Here is a 2,700-nt window from a genome sequence, read left to right on the forward strand (position 1 = left end):
AGTCCTATGTATGAACGTTCAGACTTCAGATGGTCACGGGAACACAAGCCGCGTGAACCCGTGGAGTCTCTTTAAAACTCGAAGAACTCCACGTCAAATTAATCGGTTTGATTGTACGGGCTAAGCCGCCGTTAATTGGGTCGCTAACTCTCGGCCATTACCCCTAAAATTATCGATGGTTGCTGAGAATTCTGAAGAAATATGGAGTAGCCTCGCGTCGGGATGTTCAGCGATGTAGAGAACTTTTTGCTGATCATCAGCCAGTGCATCCCAGTCGTCATTAATCGCGTGAGCAAAGTGCAACAATACCGCCAATTTTGGAGACAATTCCGCTTCTCTTGGATCATTGTAGTGCTTTATCGCGTCAACCATGTGATCGGGGAACTTCCACGTTTTCGCGAGTTTTGCCCCAAGTGAGGGCGCAGAGATATCCAGCACTTGTTCTTGAGCATCGATAGGGTTTATTCCGGAATCGATGAGCGCTTGAATTTTTAGTGCTTCTTCTGGTACTAAGGTATGAATCATTAACTCACCAATGTTATGCAAAATACCCGCAGTAAAAACCTCGTTACCATCCATTCCTGTTTCTTTAGCGAGTTTGCTTGAAATGACAGAGACCTCAAAGGTATTGGTCCAGTATTTATCCATGTCTAGGGTCTTAATGCTTGGAAACGCACTGGATAGAACCGAGGCCACGACTAAGGTTCGTACTGCGCCGGTACCGACTCTCAGCAATGCTTCATTAACCGATGAAACGGTTTTACTGCCGCCAAAGTGGGCGGAATTGGCCATGCGGAGTAACCTTGCACTGAGTATTTGATCGACCGATATTTTCCTCGACAGCTCGCCAAAATCAACATCGTCTTGGTTAACCATATCGAGAAGCTCTTGCAATACCGCCTGTATTCTAGGCAGCTCATTTAATCGTGAAATTAGTGCCGACTGATTCATGAAGATCTCCTTTCTTGTGAGTACAATGACTATAGTTCAGTAATCTAATTTTTGGCAAAGTTGTTTAGGCAGGCGAGAATGTTTAGCAAAGATTAATGAGGGTGAAAGAGATTATTCGCCCGCTTAGTTTCTTGTTATGATGTTGTTTTTATTGCTAGGAAGCTTTCATGTCTGTTCACTCTTCGCGTTCAACCACTCCGATTGTTTTGACTATTGCTGGTTCAGATAGTGGTGGTGGTGCTGGGATTCAAGCCGATATTAAGTCAATTTCAGCGACAGGGGGTTATGCCTGCTCTGTGATCACCGCTATTACGGCTCAGAATACCTGCGGCGTGTCGGCCATTTTTCCCATCCCTTTAGAGCACGTAGAGAAGCAGTTAGACGCTGTGTTTAGCGATCTTAAAATTGTGGCGGTGAAAATAGGAATGTTGGCTGATGCTGAAATCATTGCATTGGTGGCGAAAAAGCTTCGTCAATACAAGCCTCAATTTGTGGTGCTTGATCCTGTTATGGTTGCAACCAGCGGCGATCTGCTGCTTGAACCTGCTGCCATTGGCACCCTTAAAACGGAACTTCTTCCTTTAGCGGATATTGTCACGCCCAATCTTCCTGAAGGGGCGGCACTGACAGGATCATCGATACCGAAAGATCAGGCAGAAATGACAATATTGGTAAAACAGCTGATGTCACTCGGTGCCAAAAGTATGTTGTTAAAAGGTGGGCATCTTGATCAAGACGCACAAAGTAATGATTTACTTATCATCGATGATGAACTTCAAGTGTTCACAACCCAGCGAGTCGCGACCAATAATACTCATGGCACGGGTTGTACGCTCTCTTCGGCAATTGCTTCTTATTTGGCCCAAGGCTATTCATTAGCAGAAGCGGTGGGTCAGGCCAAACAATATATTTTCGAGGCCATTGCTCATGCGGATAAGTTAGATATTGGTGCTGGGCATGGGCCAGTGCATCACTTTTATGACATTTAGTTTCATTTAAAGGGGTTCTTTGTTTCTTGATATTAACAAGCTATCGATAGTGGGTGATCGATAGCGGGTGATTTTTCATCAATCTGACATTCAGCTGATACTTTCTAAACACGTTATCCGTTAATATTGCGCTACTTTTGAGACTGCCGTTAAGAAAATACATTGAAGAGCCTATTTGATAGTAAAATCAGGGGTTTGATCCTTCTGGGGCTTATGCTGTTAGTGTTAGTCCCTATCTCACTGTTGACCGATAATATCGACTTAACATCAGCGGTTTCACCAGCTTTTGGTGGTTCCATTGCGTTAGCCACGGATTCTGCTGGAAGTCGAGGGTTTCTCATTACTTTAACTGTTTTCTGCTTCGCAGTATTGATGCTGAAATTACCTAAGAAAACACTGATTGCACAGATGATGGTACTCACGGTTCTTCTTTTGGTTGGGTTTGTAAGTAAGACCAGCCTAAAGCTGATGACGGAAAGCCCTCGCCCTTATACTGAGCTACTTGCAAAAGAGTTACTGATTCCAAAGCCTTCTCATTTCTACAAGTTGGATTCTGAGAAGCAAATGCAACTGATCGATAGTGTTTCTGAGGAAGTTAGCCCTTGGCGTGTCTACCACTGGCAAGGTGAGACAGACTATTCATTCCCATCTGGGCATACGATTTTTGCTGCTATCTGTGTTGCTTTTTTTGGTGGGCTATTCTGGAAACACAAACGATACTCTTGGGCGATTGGAGTGTTAGCTAGATCGGAAGAGCGGT

At 44.4% G+C, this 2,700-nt stretch carries 3 protein-coding genes; 2 read left to right on the forward strand and 1 reads right to left on the reverse strand.

Going from position 1 to position 2,700, the window contains the following annotated elements; all coding sequences use genetic code 11:
- Positions 1-120: 120 nt before the first annotated feature.
- Positions 121-951: an HDOD domain-containing protein gene (locus tag ACP45E_RS01430; protein WP_017037552.1), complete on the reverse strand. Its 831-nt coding sequence runs from the start codon at positions 949-951 to the stop codon at positions 121-123.
- A 167-nt stretch (positions 952-1,118) separates the two neighbouring features.
- Between ACP45E_RS01430 and thiD the strand changes: the two genes are divergently transcribed.
- Together thiD and ACP45E_RS01440 are read left to right on the forward strand one after the other, a co-directional pair.
- Complete coding sequence (gene thiD, locus ACP45E_RS01435; RefSeq protein ID WP_017037553.1) at positions 1,119-1,940, forward strand: bifunctional hydroxymethylpyrimidine kinase/phosphomethylpyrimidine kinase; 822 nt, start codon at positions 1,119-1,121, stop codon at positions 1,938-1,940.
- Between the two features lie 213 nt (positions 1,941-2,153).
- Positions 2,154-2,700 (forward strand): phosphatase PAP2 family protein (locus ACP45E_RS01440; protein WP_241824237.1); only part of this gene is annotated, 547 nt, incomplete at its 3' end.

Origin of the sequence: Vibrio genomosp. F10 str. 9ZD137 (genome assembly GCF_049974785.1) — a bacterium.
In the GTDB taxonomy this organism is placed as follows: domain Bacteria; phylum Pseudomonadota; class Gammaproteobacteria; order Enterobacterales; family Vibrionaceae; genus Vibrio.

Coding starts and splice junctions, on each gene's coding strand:
- thiD (WP_017037553.1), top strand. CDS start 1,119: ATGTCTGTTCACTCTTCGCGTTCAACCACTCCGATTGTTTTGACTATT.
- ACP45E_RS01430 (WP_017037552.1), bottom strand. CDS start 951: ATGAATCAGTCGGCACTAATTTCACGATTAAATGAGCTGCCTAGAATA.